Source organism: Nitrospirota bacterium, from assembly GCA_004296885.1.
Taxonomy (GTDB): Bacteria; Nitrospirota; Nitrospiria; order Nitrospirales; family Nitrospiraceae; genus SYGV01.
This window is the reverse complement of record SCVN01000006.1, coordinates 45,019-58,167: the sequence shown is the minus strand read 5'-3', so window position 1 is coordinate 58,167 and position 13,149 is coordinate 45,019. Positions and strand designations below refer to the sequence as shown.

Annotated in this window: 14 protein-coding genes; 3 read left to right on the top strand and 11 right to left on the bottom strand. The window is 62.2% G+C overall.

From position 1 onward, the window contains the following. The 11 genes from EPO61_03465 to EPO61_03415 form a co-directional block, all read right to left on the bottom strand. The coding region (locus EPO61_03465) for a carboxypeptidase regulatory-like domain-containing protein (protein ID TAJ10203.1) at window positions 1–270 on the bottom strand (270 nt) is incomplete at its 3' end. A 50-nt stretch (window positions 271–320) separates the two neighbouring features. Continuing rightward, window positions 321–899 carry a carbon monoxide dehydrogenase gene (locus EPO61_03460; protein ID TAJ10202.1) on the bottom strand — a complete coding sequence of 193 codons (579 nt, stop codon included), beginning with the start codon at window positions 897–899 and terminating at the stop codon, window positions 321–323. A gap of 33 nt (window positions 900–932) precedes the next feature. Continuing rightward, complete coding sequence (locus EPO61_03455) at window positions 933–2,366, bottom strand: hypothetical protein (protein ID TAJ10201.1); 1,434 nt, start codon at window positions 2,364–2,366, stop codon at window positions 933–935. 24 nt (window positions 2,367–2,390) lie between these two features. Then, window positions 2,391–2,603, bottom strand: a complete 213-nt coding sequence (locus EPO61_03450) for a hypothetical protein (protein ID TAJ10200.1) — start codon at window positions 2,601–2,603, stop codon at window positions 2,391–2,393. 210 nt (window positions 2,604–2,813) lie between these two features. Continuing rightward, window positions 2,814–3,500, bottom strand: a complete 687-nt coding sequence (locus EPO61_03445) for a 2-oxoglutarate:ferredoxin oxidoreductase (protein ID TAJ10199.1) — start codon at window positions 3,498–3,500, stop codon at window positions 2,814–2,816. Window positions 3,501–3,525: 25 nt separating this feature from the next. Further along, the gene (locus EPO61_03440) at window positions 3,526–3,780 is read right to left on the bottom strand and encodes a hypothetical protein (GenBank protein ID TAJ10198.1); all 255 of its coding nucleotides are present in this window, start codon (window positions 3,778–3,780) and stop codon (window positions 3,526–3,528) included. 24 nt (window positions 3,781–3,804) lie between these two features. Then, window positions 3,805–4,080 carry a hypothetical protein gene (locus tag EPO61_03435; protein ID TAJ10197.1) on the bottom strand — a complete coding sequence of 92 codons (276 nt, stop codon included), beginning with the start codon at window positions 4,078–4,080 and terminating at the stop codon, window positions 3,805–3,807. A gap of 381 nt (window positions 4,081–4,461) precedes the next feature. Continuing rightward, entirely contained in the window at window positions 4,462–5,820 is a 1,359-nt protein-coding gene (locus tag EPO61_03430) for a sigma-54-dependent Fis family transcriptional regulator (GenBank protein TAJ10196.1), read from the bottom strand. Then, complete coding sequence (locus EPO61_03425; protein ID TAJ10195.1) at window positions 5,817–7,214, bottom strand: PAS domain-containing protein; 1,398 nt, start codon at window positions 7,212–7,214, stop codon at window positions 5,817–5,819. The genes EPO61_03430 and EPO61_03425 overlap by 4 nt, the downstream gene beginning before the upstream one ends. 97 nt (window positions 7,215–7,311) lie before the next feature. Further along, entirely contained in the window at window positions 7,312–8,991 is a 1,680-nt protein-coding gene (locus tag EPO61_03420; GenBank protein TAJ10194.1) for an ABC transporter ATP-binding protein, read from the bottom strand. 665 nt (window positions 8,992–9,656) lie between these two features. Beyond that, on the bottom strand, window positions 9,657–10,268 hold the full coding sequence (locus EPO61_03415) for a diguanylate cyclase (GenBank protein TAJ10193.1): 612 nt from the start codon (window positions 10,266–10,268) through the stop codon (window positions 9,657–9,659). Between the two features lie 477 nt (window positions 10,269–10,745). Between EPO61_03415 and EPO61_03410 the strand changes: the two genes are divergently transcribed. The 3 genes from EPO61_03410 to EPO61_03400 all read left to right on the top strand — a co-directional run bounded on the left by EPO61_03410 (window position 10,746) and on the right by EPO61_03400 (window position 12,917). After that, complete coding sequence (locus tag EPO61_03410) at window positions 10,746–12,008, top strand: TIGR02710 family CRISPR-associated protein (protein TAJ10192.1); 1,263 nt, start codon at window positions 10,746–10,748, stop codon at window positions 12,006–12,008. A 127-nt stretch (window positions 12,009–12,135) separates the two neighbouring features. Next, a complete protein-coding gene (locus EPO61_03405; protein TAJ10191.1) occupies window positions 12,136–12,384 on the top strand; it encodes a four helix bundle protein in 249 nt (82 codons plus the stop codon). Between the two features lie 110 nt (window positions 12,385–12,494). Then, a complete protein-coding gene (locus EPO61_03400) occupies window positions 12,495–12,917 on the top strand; it encodes an acyl-CoA thioesterase (protein TAJ10190.1) in 423 nt (140 codons plus the stop codon). Window positions 12,918–13,149 lie beyond the last annotated feature (232 nt).

Sequence of the window (13,149 nt, the reverse complement as noted above, 5' to 3'; positions counted from 1 at the left end):
CAGATAGACCACGAGCTCGCGAAACTCGCCCGCCGGCCCGACCTGGAACGGTTGCAGGATGCGCCAGCCTTGCCCGTCGGAAATGCGCCCGCAATAGAGGGGGTCGGGCAGGGTGGTCAGGTTGTAGCCCTTCGGTTTCGGCACGGCCCCGTCGAGCGTGACCTGCCCGGTCAATGTCCCGCCGTCGGTCACCGTGATCTCTTCGTAGGCCCAGACGGGCGCGCCCGCTCCCATCATAAGGGCAATCATTGCAGCAATGAGATATCGCATGGCCTATCCTCTTTTGATGAAGGAAGATTTACAGTCCGGCGTCTGCGCCCTCACGACGGTCGGGATCGTTTCTGCCGGTGCACCGCATCCACAATGCGCTGAATCGTGTCGGCGGTCAAATCCCGGATGGTCACGTGTGCTTCATCGTCTCCGTTGAACGTGCACAGCGCAATGGTGAAACAGGCGGTCCCACCCCGGATGATCTTGAGCGCAATGTTGGACTGGTGACAGTGTACTCCAACGAACAGGCACACGTCGATCTTGTTCTGCCAGATCGTCAGGTTCGGATGATTCGGGTTGATTTCCCGTTCCGGAATAATTTTGGGATATTTCGGACGGTAATCGGCCATCGGGATGACTTTTGCCGGTACCGCCTCCGCCAAGGCCTTCACGACCTTGGCTTCGCGCGAAGCCTGTTCATTCCAGGCCCAGAGCACCAGCGGACCCGGAAAGATCGTCGGATTCTTGGCCTGCAGCAGGCGCCGGGCCGCCTCCTCGATCGCCTGCTGTTCCGGTACGACCCGGCCCATGACCAATCCTTCTCCCTTTGACGGCCCGACGACGCCTCGCGTCGATACTGCGGAGGCCAAATACCCTTCCGGACCGATCGTCATTTCATAGGGTTTCATTCAAGCGACTCCTTTAATAAGGCTATGAGGTTGCTACGCTCCCAATCCTTCGCGCATGAAAATGTCCATGGGCGTCAGCGCTCGCCCCGGTTCCGGCATCACGGTCACAGCCGGCAGGGATGTCCAGTTCCGTATAAACCGCGTATAGCGGCCGGCACGATTGGGCTCGACGATGATGACGCGTCCGACGGTCTTGGCAAAGGTCTCCAACTCCTGAGTCGGCGCCGGCCAGAGCACTTTGGGATAGAGCGCCGCCACGTTCAATCCGAAGCTCCGGCACAGGGCGACGGCTTCGCGAACCACGCCCTGTGCCGCGCCCCAGGCCACATAGCCGATCGTGGCGCCCGGCTCATGGTCCCATTCGGCGCTGGGCCACCACGCCAAAGACGGAGGAGGCGGAGAAACCTTGTTCGCCGGGTCATGAGTGGTCCCCGCGACGATGTCCGCGAGCTGCTCCACCGGCACGCTCTGCTGGCGGGCCGCCAGGATCTCATCGACCACGACCCGTACCGCGCCGCTGCTGGCTCGTCCTGCCCGGCGCGCGAGTCCCACCAGCCGGATGGCATCCAGCATGTCCGCAGCCACGAGCACACGAGGCCGGTTCGCGCCCTGTTCCGGCACAGCGGACGGATCAGCCGCACCAAGCAACGCCATGACCTCGCCGTCGGCTCCTTGATCGACCTGGAGACATGACGTCTCTCGATGGGCCAGCGTCGAGACGTGCTCCCGGGCGGCCTTCACGTGCTCCGCCACCCATTCGTGGGGGGTGCGATCCAGAGACTGTGCGCAGGCGGTCCGACAGTCGCAACCTCCGATCGTCAATCCCAGCAGCAGGGCCTGCTGGGCGTCCAGCAGGATCTGGCGCGGCGCGCTGGCCGGGCTCGGCGTGACATAAATGTCCCGCTTCTCCAAGTGCGAGGAGGCAAATCCGACTCCGGCGTCGAAGTACCGGAGCCCGACGCGGGGACGGATCCGGTCACGGACGGGCTGGACGGAGATCCCGAGCAAGTTGCTCAGCACCCCGGCGGCGATGAACCCCTTTCCCGAAAATCGGGCGCCGCACCGCCGGTGGAGATCCGAAAAGGGGACGGCATACGTAATCACGCCGTCCGGAACCGCCGCCGCTTCGGCGCCGAAGCCGCCGGCCTCATGGACGAACACGCTTCCCGGCTGCAGGTCGGGCCACTGCTGCTGAAGGGCCGCGCGGTCCACGCAGGCCACCACGTCGCACCCGCTTCCCATCGAGGTGATCGGCTCCGTCGACACACGCAGCCGCACGTCCGAACCCGATCTCCCCCAGGCCGGTCCGCTGGTTTGCGCCATGACTCGCAGCCCTTGCTCGGTCAGGGCATATTCCAAGGCCGTCACGCCGTTGATCAGGCCGGCCGTGCCCGTGCCGACCATCTTCAGCACCAAGTCGGAGATACGTTCCGGTCTGATCGGGAGCCATGCGGTGAATGGAGACATGGGACGAGGGGCGCACTCCCTTTGCTAGCCCATCCGGTTGGAGATGGTGCAGGCTCCAAGCCAATGCACATGGTAGCCCCGCAAAAAGAGATGGTCGTACAGCGCCGACAGAAAAGCCCGCCCGTCGCGAGGCAAGAGGAGGCCGCCATCCAGATCCTTCACGCCCTTCTGAAACACCGTCGTCATCAACCCGGCATGATTCGTGGTAACGGCGTTGGTGGCTGGATCAAACAGCACGACCGCTCTCCGCCCTCTCGGAAGCGGCAAGACGAGCATTTCCACGCCAGCTCTGCTCTTCATCCCTGCACCTACTTTTTCTTCTTGCGCCCCGTCGAAACCTTCTTCTTGGTCGTCTTCTTCGTTCCACCCTTCTTTTTCGTCGCCACGCTCCTCACCTCCCTTCTGTCATGGGGTCCGTCGTGCCGGCCGCCCGCAGCCCGTCAGCGGTCAACCGAGAGGGGAGACCCGCTCCACTCCATGATTCGCCTTGATTTGCGTGCCCGTCAGACGGACCGTCTTGCCGTCCTTCGGCATCGTAATCCCCAATTCTTTGCGGACCGTCCGGAAGATGTCGATCACGTGGTCCATCTTCTTTACGTCCAGGTCCTGTAGACTCACCATGGCGTCTTCATGGATATCGTGGCAGAAGGCCACGGTGAGGCAATTCGTCCCCGCCCGCACCATCCGCAAGGCCAGGTTGGCGTAGTGACAGTGGATGCCGATAAACAGGGCCACCTCGATCTTGTTGGCCCAAATCGTGAGGTTCGGGTGATTCGGGTTGATGCCTTCTTCCGGGTCGATCTTGGGATACTTCGGACGGTAGTCCGGCATCGGAATGATCATCACGTTTGGAATTTCGGCCGCCAGCCTCAAGAGCGCCTGGCCCTTGGCGATCCATTCCGGATGCCACGCCCACAAGTACAGGGGCCCTGGAAAAATCGTGGGGTTCTTGCGCGTCAGCAACTGCCGCGCGGCTTCCTTGATCACCTCGTCGTCCGGCGCGTGGCGCCCATACAGCAGCCCCTGCCCTGAATCGGGAATGGTGACGCCCAGCTCCATGGCAGACGGCGGATGGAATCCCGCCGGCCCAACGTTGATGATCCGTTCGGATGACTCTGTGTTGTGTGCGGTCATGCTCCTCCCCATGTGTCTCACGCTCTCAGCGTCGTCGGTTGTCTACTCTCAGACTTGCCGTACCCGGTGCGCATTGCCGGCAGCGCGCCACCCCTTCCCAGGCTTTCAGGCTGTTCGGATCGTGAGCCAGGACCTGCTGCCATTGGAGCAGCGCGTCGTCCGTCGCCCCCTCCGCCTCAAGACATTCCGCCAATTCGCAACGGACGGCGAGATCGGTCGGACACAGCGCCACGCTTTCGTGCAACCGGCGGCGGCGTGCAGAATAATCGTCGTACGTCATGAGAATGTGCCGCCTCAGTGGGAGTCAGGCTTCTTCCAGGAAGTCGGGCTGATCGATCCCGCAGCGTCCGACGTATTCCCAGTGGGGCGTCAGTCCCCGCAGGACCAGATGGTCGAAGGCGGCTTCCAGAAACCGTTCACCGTCCTCCGGCGTCACCACGGCTCCGGTCCAGTCCCGAAAGGGCGTCTGCGTCGCCCAGACTCGCGAACTCTCGGGGTGCATCCGCACGACCCGGTCACGATCCGGGAGCCAGAGCAGCAGGCGCTGCTGCTCGCCGACGGCGACGCTCAGATACTCCATGAAAGGTCCTCGAAAAGTCCGCGAGCTGTGCGCCATCGAGCTAGAGCAAGTCGGATGCCATATCGAGTTGCCGCTGAGATCACGCGAAAACATGAGCAAAACAACACAAAACAGTGGTCAAGCGCGGCGATTCTGAAGCCCTGCGCCGCGCGAAAGCCGTGCGGTCGGGGGTGGTGTGCAGAATTTGTGTGCGGGGAGGGAAGAAAGGCCGCGCCGCACATTCGAGGCATTCGAGCGCGTGCAAGAATTGCGCGATGGCACGAGAGAGAAGAACCCGTCTGGGGGTAAGAAAAAACTTGGCTGTCGCGAGGTTAGGACTGACGCACGAAGATTCGCAAACCGTGCAAAATCTGCAGGAGAGAGGGCGCAGGGACCATCGGGTCAGTCTTTGATGCCATATTCCTTGATCTTGTACTGCAGGGCCCGCAGGCTGATCCCCAACAGCTTGGCGGCCCGTTCCCGGTGATTTGTGACCTCGGCCAGCGTGCGCCGGATGACGTCCCGCTCGATCTCGTCCAGCGGCGTGCCCAGCGCGACGATCATCGTGCGGGCTCCTTCGCGGCTCGCCTGGACCTCCTCGGGCAGATGTTCCGGCTGAATCGTCTTCTCCCGCACCGTGACCACCAGTCGCTCGATCACGTTGCGCAGCTGCCGGATGTTGCCGGGCCAGGCGTAGAGGCGCAGGAGCCGGAGCGCTTCGCGGGAGACCTCTTGCGGTTCGCGCTGGTGCCGGGCCGCAAATTCGCGGAGGAAGCTGTCGACCATGAGGGCGATGTCTTCCGCGCGATCCCGCAGCGGCGGCAGGTGTATCGGCACCACGTTGAGGCGGTAGTAGAGGTCCTCGCGAAACCGTCCTTCCGCGACCGCCTGCTCGAGGTTTCGGTTCGTGGCGGCGATGATCCTGGTGTCCACTTTCACCAACCGGGTCCCGCCCAGGCGGCGGAACTCCTTGGTTTCGAGCACGCGCAGGAAGTCCACCTGCGACTTCAAGGACAACTCGCCGACCTCGTCGAGGAAGAGGGTGCCGCCGTCGGCCAGCTCGAACCGGCCGACTTTCGTGCCGGCGGCCCCGGTAAAGGCGCCCTTCTCGTAGCCGAACAGCTCGCTCTCCAGCAGGTTTTCGGGAAGGGCGCCGCAGTTCAGCGTCACGAACGGCCCGGCCGCGCGCGGGCTCTTGTGATGGATTGCACGGGCGACCAGCTCCTTGCCGGTGCCGCTCTCTCCCGTGACCAGCACGGTGACATCGCTTCCCGCCACCATTTCAACCAGTCTGTAGACGCCCTGCAGGGGCTCGCTTTCGCCGACCATCCGGTCGAAGCGCACCCTGGTTTCAAGCCGGTCCCGGAGCTGCTTGTTCTCGCTCGCCAGGGCGTGGTGTTCCAGCGCCTTCTCCACGACGACGGAGAAGCGCTCGCGGTCGATGGGCTTGGCAAGATAATCGTAGGCGCCCGAGCGCATGGCTTCGACAGCGGTGTCGATCGACCCGTAGGCGGTCATGACCAGGACTTCCGTGTCCGGCCATGTGTTCTTGAGGCGGCGCAGAAACTCGATGCCGCCGATCCCCGGCATTCTGAGGTCGGTGATCACCAAGTCCGCCGAAGCGGCTTCCAGTTGATCGAGCGCCTCTTCCCCCGTCCCTACCCCGCGCACCCGGTGCCCTTTCTTTTCGAGCATCGTCGCGAGCGCGTTTCGAATGTTTACCTCGTCATCGACGACGAGGATGTCTGCCGCCTGCTTCATGACCCCACCACGATGGGTTGAGGCTGTCCGACGGCGACCGGGAACTTCATAGCGACCAGGGTGCCGTGTCCGGGTCGGCTGGTGACGTCGATCGTCCCCGCATGATCCTGGATGATTCGGTAGGCAATCGCCAGGCCGAGTCCGCTCCCCGTCGGCTTCGTAGTGTAGAACGGCTCGAACAACCGGGAGAGGGCTTCCGTTTTGATCCCGACGCCGGTGTCTTGCACGGAGATCTCTACCCATTGCTTCCCGTTGGCCTCGCGCCGACCGGCGGCGATCGTGCAGACGCCCCCGTCCGGCATGGCGTAAAAGGCGTTCACGACGATATTCACCAGGACTTGACCGATGAGCGTCTCATCGCCCATGACGGGGGACAACCCTTCCTCCACCCTCTGATCGAGCCGGATCTTCCGCTCCTCCGCCTCAAACTGCATGAGCGCCAGAATGTGCGCGATGAGCTTCTCAATATTCACGTCATGAAGGCTGACGGCGCCCGGTCGGGCGAATTTCATGAAGTTATCCAGGATGACGGACAGCCGTCGACATTCCGCGTTCAGCACCTGCAGGTAGTGCGCGGCCTGCGGGGGGAGGGGCGCTTTGGCTGTCATCTCCTCTTCCAGCAAGTGCAGATTCAAGTCCATCGCGCTGAGGGGATTGCGGAGTTCGTGGGCGACTCCGGCCGAGAGCGTGTGCAATGCCGCCAGTTTGTCTGCGACACGGACCCGCTGCTCCAAGGCCAGCCATTCGGTGACATCCTGGGCCTGCAGGATCACCCCTGAGAGTTGCCCGTCGTCTCCGCTCAGTTCGGCCGTGCTGACACGGATCGTGCGAGGCGACCGATCCTGACTCTCATAGGACAGGTCTTTGTGGCTCACATGTCGGTGATGACGGAGCGCATCGTCGAGCACCTCTCGAATCGTTTCGCCCTTCGCAAAGGCGGATTCGTAGGAATTGCCCAACAAGTCGGCGGACCATCGCTTCAGGATCGCCTCGGCCGTCGGATTCACGGCGGTAATCACCCCGCTGCAATTGATCGTCAGCACGCCGGTCGGGATGCTCTCGAGGATATGGCGGGCCAGCCCTTTCACCGCTTCCAGTGTCCGCTTGGTGCTGTCGTAGTGAAGGAACGTGATGGCCGCCGCCAGGCCGATCGCGCTGACCAGAAAGATGAGCACGGTCACCACGATCAAATCGCGGCGTGACTGCCAGAGCGCTGGAAACAACTCAACCGGAACCGGCCGGTCTTGCGTGACGCCCTGCAAGAGCAGTTTTTCCTGCTCCAAGCTGAAGAGCAGCATGGCGGCCACGACCAGTGCGACGATCAGCAGGACGGCGGCGATCAAACGATAGGGAATTCTGCGGAAGAGCGTGGATTCTGGAATTGGCCTAAACATACGTGCGAACCACGAAAGAGGTCTCGCTGACCCTTATGCTAACACGGGGCGCCGCGACTGTATACCTCACCGCCCCTGAACGGCCCAAGACGTCGGCTCAGGAAAGAACGACACTCCGCTCGACGAGGTCCCCGATGGCCGGGTCATTGGAGACAAAAATGACGCCCCACGACTCTTCCTTTGAGCAGAGCCGCCGCAACAGGACCTGCCTCAAGCGTGGCGCCATATTGTGCAGGGTGCCGTCAAAGATCAGCAGCTGCGGGCGGGTGACAATGGCCCGTGCGACCAGGATACGCAGAATCTGACTGGAGGTGAAGGTTTTGCCGCCGGCCTGGACCGGGGTGTGCAAACCCAGCGGCAGGGCCTCCACCTCCTCGTCCAGCTCGGCGAAGCGCAAGGCCCACTGGATGTCTTCGTACCGTATCGCCGAGCGTCCGAGGGAGATGTTTTCCTCCACGGTGCCGTTGAAGAGGGACAAATGCGAGTCCAGCACCACGCCCCGGCACCGGTTGAGGGCGGTCATGTTCAGATCGCGCACATCCACGTCGTTGTAACGGACGACGCCCGCCGTTGGGGTATGGATGCCGGCCAAGACCAAGGCCAATGTGGTCTTGCCCGAGCTGGTGTTGGTCAGGCAGGCCACCTTTTCGCCCGGCCCGACGTCCAGGTTGAGGTGCGAGAACAAGGGGGCGGAGCCGGGATAAGCAAAGGCGACCTCCTTGACGGTGAGACGAAGACCATAGACGGCCGAGTCGGGCAGGTGGACGGGGGAGGCCTCGCGATGCACATCGTCCTTGGGAAGAGCCAGCACGCGCGTCAGCTCATCCAAGGAGGTGAGAATATAGGTCACGGCGTAGATGCGGCGCGTGACCGTATCGAGGTTGAGGAGCAACGTGCTGACGATCACCTCGGCCGCCACGAATTGGCCGAGGGTGATTTGGCCGATCGCCAGCAGCCACCCTCCCACCCCGATCATGCCGCTGTGGCAGACGGCTTCCCATACCACCGTGCCGACATACTGACGCCAGGTCAGGATGGCGGACCGGGCTCTTCGCCCGGCCAGATACGCATCCAGATGACGGTCGGTTTTGTGAAGCAGGAGCGACGCGCTTTCCGTCGCCTTGAAATGCAGGCGATTGCGGGCCAGATCCTGCATCCACGTCATAAGGTCGTAATGGCTCTGCGACACGACCTGTGTGGCCCGCACCCCGCCCTGCCCCGCGGCGATCAGGACGAGCGCGAACCCTCCCAACAGGACCGCGTCGTAGAGCAGAAAGTACGGGTGATACATGATGAGGATCAGCATGCCGGTCGTGCCGGAGATCGTCACATTGATCAGGTCGACCAACACGACCATGACCGCCCGCGGCAGCAATTCGGCCTCTCCGAAGTAGTTGGCATAGCTGGGGACGAAGACCTCTTCCCGGATTCGCGGAAGGTGCTCCGTCATTGCAATGGCAATGCGCGTGTAGAGTCTCTGAAAGAGTACCTCCATGGCGCTGGTCTGCAAGACTCTGAAAAATCCGATGAAGAGCAGGCCGACCAGCATGATCAGGGCCAGCGTCACGATCATGATCGGCTGGATCGCAAAGGCAAACGTGTTGATGAGTTCCTGCACGGTCAGCGGGACGACCAGAGAAAAGAGGCCGATGGCCAACGCGTAGGACGCGACGATCGTCAGGATATGCCGCTCGACGCCGATCACGAGCGCGACACGGGCCAGCTGAGCCCATACCGTGCTTTGCATCGGCTTCAGGCGTAAATGTCGTCCGGGCACGGGACCCTCGCGGTAGGGTGCACAAGATGATGATGGCGCATCAGGCTTCCACTGGCGTCAAGGCTATCGGCTTGCGAACGGTTGGCGGGACGGCGGTGAATGACTCGGCGGGAATCCTCTCGGTGTCGAATAGCCTCGCCTCACACGGATGGCTTGACGGAGCGGGGTTAGGCCCGTGGTTTCGTTGACTGTGGCGCCACCCCGCGCAGGCGCGCCAATCGGTCAAAGCAGTCCCGGCAGATTTCCCGCACACTCAGAGCGTCCAGGAAGAGTGTTGAGGATCGGCGGGCGCATCGGTCGCAATACAGGGCTGTTCCTGAGCGCTCTTCATTCGATGCACATGAAAGGTCGCTCATTTGCCTGTACCTCCAAAATTAAGATTGATCCCCATCAAACGAGGGGCGACTCCACTTTTTTTCATCTTGCCGAAAATGAAGGTAGAGCAAGTCGCATGCCCCTGACTTGCGAGGCAGCGATATCACATACTTGCAAGCGGTTCTGGAAGCGAGCGTGCCTGCGGCAGGTGCGTTTCGAGCGAGGCATGCAAGGTTTGCATGCAACCCCAAAAAATTGAGGAGGAAGGGAAAGGGATGGAGTAGAGCTGTGCGTTGATCGCGGCCTGGAAGCCCAGGCGGCAGAAGAGGCGGTCTTTTCGAGGCTGGAGATTAACCCGCAGGGAGCACGATGTCGGTGGACCAGCCGCGGGTCGCAGACGAAGGTCCGTCCCCGTCCGCCTCGTCGGCCTGCCGGCGGCGGAGGGCTGCCACGATCCGCGAGAGCGCGGCTACGAAGGTCATTTCCTGATCCGCTCGGACCCGGTCCACCACCAGGCTGAGGGTCAGGGGGGGAAGGTCGGGATGTTCCGCCTTCCACTCGGCGAGTCGATCTTCCAGCCGGGTGAGCAGGACCTCGGCCCCTAGGTCCGACGTTTCCAGCAGCAGGATGGCAAACAGGTCCGGTCCGATGCGCGCCACCGCATCGGAGGTCCGGAACGTGCGCCGCAGAAGCCGCGCCGTCTCTTTGAGGCTGGCTTCGTGGGCCGGCGTCCACGTGCCGTCCGCCCCATCCGCCGGGAGCCCGTCCACCCCGACCACGAACAGCGCCATCTCGCGTTTCACGCGGCGCAAGAGTTTCAAATAGTGTTCGGCAAAGAACAGCAGGCCGAATCGACTCCACACACCGGTCAGGGAATCCTGGAGCTCCTCAGTCATTGTGCGCCCTCCGCTTTCCCCATCGGCTGTTTCCGCGACCGGCTTGAGCCGGCCGGCACCGGTCATGGCCGCGCCGGCGTCAATCGCGACGAACCGTCATGAATGGGCAAGATACCCTCGTCTCCGGGCGCAAGGGGTGCGATCCGACGCGACGACGAGCGGTCCGGATTCCCCTCGGCCTTCAAGGAACGTCCCTCTTCTACCGGCGCGCCTCTTCTTCTTGTTTCAAACGAAATCACCTGTACTTTCTGTGAGGGGTTGGCTACCATGCGCCTCCGGAAGTCGACGTCACCCATAACCGGCAAGGCGGACCAGCCGAACAACAGGAAGGAGCGCACTCCATGGGCAAAGGCGAGAACAAGCGGAAGGAAACGAAGAAGAAACCGGCCAAAACGATGGCGGAAAAGCGGGCCGAGAAGCGGGACAAGAAAAAAGGTTAGGTTTGAGGGAGGGCGATCGCCCGTAGTCCCCTTCTCCAACCGCCAATCGGGCGAAGCGGTGCGACGTTGATCGAGCCCGGACAGGGTGTTATAGTCCGCCGCGATGGGCGTGGAAACCTCGACCAGGGCGCTGTTGATCGCGATGACCGGGGATGCGCCGGCCGCGGTCTATACGATCAACCGGCTCAAACCGGAGTGCCTCTGCTTTTTCGTGCCCGAGTCGGCCAAGGCGTTGGTGGAGTCGGCCGTCCAGCCGCACATCGCCCAGATGCCGCGCAAGTGGGACTGGGTCGTGGCGCCGGACGCCCATCGGTTCATGGCCTGCTATCAGGTGCTGGCCCGCACCCTGCCGCACCTGCTGCGAACCTGGGAGATCCAGACGGGAGAGTTGGTCCTGGACTTGACCGGCGCCACGCCGGCCATGGCCGCGGCCGTCACCCTCGCATCCATCGGCTCCACCTCGCGCATCGTGGCGCTGGGGCCCCCGGAGGCAGCCCCGCCCGCCGACGGCGAAGCGGTGATGCTGGAAGGCCGCGCGCGGGTCTGGCAGCAGGGCAATCCCTGGGACGAAGCGGCGGCCCAGTCGAGCCGTGAAGGTGCGGACCTCTTCAACCGGGGCTTCTTCGGGCCGGCGGCCTCGCTCTTTCATCAGATCGAAGCCCGCGTCAGCGGCGGGCAGAAACCCCTCTACCATGCCCTGGCCGATCTGGCGGAAGGCTACGGTCTGTGGGAGCGGTTCCACTACCGTCAGGCCTGGGACAAGCTGAAGATTGCTCTCAAGGCCCTGGACATGGCCTTGGTCTGGGGCGGACCTTCGGGCCTCAAGGCCATCCTCCCGCCGGTCAAACAGAATGCGGGCTTTCTGGAGAAGCTGGTCCTGGACCCGCAAGAGGTCAAGGAAGCGGTGGCCTACGATCTGCTGGCCCATGCGCGGCGCCGGGTGGACGTGGACCATCATCCGGAAGCCGCGACTATCGCCCTGCTGCGTTCGCTGGAAGCCTTCGCGCAACTGCGCCTCTTCAAACAGCACAAGATCAGGACCTGGGACGTGCAGCCGGAGCAGTTGCCCGAGGCGTTGCGCGAGACCTGCCGAACCTCTTTCCTGAGCGACCTCGACGGCAAGTACAAACTGTCGCTGCGCGATCAGTTTCGATCGCTGGCCGGCCTGGGCGATCCGATGGGCCAGACCTATTTGGCCCAGTGGCCCAAGATGAAGCCGTTGTTGGACGCGGCCCATCAATCCATCCTGGGGCATGGCTTCGAGCCGATCAAACCCGAACGATTCCAGCAGCTCTACGAGATCGTCATCAAGCTCACCGGTGTCGGCGATACGTCGCTGCCGAAGTTTCCGGTCTTAAGCCTGTAAGAGCATATGGCCTATAGCATATAGCGTATGGCCGGATGAAGAGTGAGAGAAAGAGCTGCCAGCGTATAGCACTTAGCAAGAGGGCTCCAACGTGTCCTTCAGATTTGAAGGTCTGGATATTTGGCAGATGGCAAAAGAATACGCAACGAAGGTCTATGCGGCGACCGCCAAATTTCCACGTCATGAAGACTATGGACTTCGGTCGCAGATGAATAGGGCGGTGAATTCCATCAGCCTGAATATTGCAGAGGGTTCGGCAAAGAGCACTGACAAGGCGTTTGCCTACCATCTTGATTGCCGTCGGTTCGACTTTCGAGGTGGTGGCAGCTTCGGTTCTTGCCATGCAACAAGCCTACATATCGGCGGAGGAACATAAGGCTCTCTATGACGAAGGACAGTGGTTGGCAAAGAGTATCAATGCGCTCCGCGGTACTTTGAATGCCGAGTCTTGAGCTATAAGCCATTAGCTATAAGCCATACGCTCTTATGGAGATTCGGATCTATTATGAAGACACGGACTGCGGCGGGGTGGTGTACTATGCGAACTACCTGAAGTATTTCGAGCGGGCCCGCACGGATTATCTGGAGCAGCGTGGTCTCTCGGTGGCCAAGCTGGTGGAAGAGGGGACGCAATTCATGGTCGTGCATGCCGAAGTGGACTACCGGTCTCCGGCCCGCTATGGAGAGACACTTCTGATCGAGACCAAGCTGGCCGACACCGGCAAAGCGACCCTGACGTTTGCGCATGTGATTCGGGAGCGGGCGAGTCACCGGTTGATCGTGGAAGGCCTGGCGAAGCTGGCGGCGACGACGTTGGAGGGCAAGGTCAAGCGGCTGGCCCCGGAACTGATGAAGACGCTGCAGACGCCGCCGTCACGAGGACGGTCTGGAAAGGAGTCTCATGCCTGAAAAGTTTGGCACCTGGCTGGCAGTGACGGCGGTGGCGATCGGCTTCATGGTCCTGGCCTGGCTGCTGTTTGCGGACAATCCGTCGGACAAGAAGAAAAACGACGGGAAGAAGAAATAAGCCCAATGAAACGATAAAGCGCCGCTCTTGGCTGGCTGCCGGCTGCTCAACGACTGCATCAGGGCTGAAGTCAAAGCCCAGGCCTGCCCCTGCGTCTACAAAGACTCACGATCC